This window comes from Shewanella sp. Sh95, from assembly GCF_001308045.1.
Classification (GTDB): domain Bacteria; phylum Pseudomonadota; class Gammaproteobacteria; order Enterobacterales; family Shewanellaceae; genus Shewanella; species Shewanella xiamenensis.
The window spans coordinates 1-250 of record NZ_LGYY01000123.1; the positions used below are offsets into that span (position 1 = coordinate 1).

Annotated in this window: 1 pseudogene; it reads left to right on the forward strand. The window is 42.4% G+C overall.

The features are described 5' to 3' along the window. Positions 1 to 128, forward strand: a pseudogene (locus AEA42_RS22245) (transposase); the annotation flags it as partial. Positions 129 to 250: the final 122 nt, after the last annotated feature.

The following is a 250-nucleotide window of genomic DNA, read 5'->3' on the forward strand; positions in this document are numbered from 1 at the left end:
GGGGTGATGCTTATCCGCTGGTAATCAACTCTTGGCGTCGCAAATGGCATAATTTGTCCCATTATTTTAAGTACCCAGAACATATCAGGAAAGTGATTTACACGACCAATGCGGTTGAGGCTGTGCACTGAAGAATCCCCTGATGATTTACAAATAAATCATCAAATTAGGGTGGAAGCGCATCTTGTTGCATGATCAAATGGTTTCGCTAAAAACTACACTTGGACAACAAGATGCGCGAAGCCAAGAT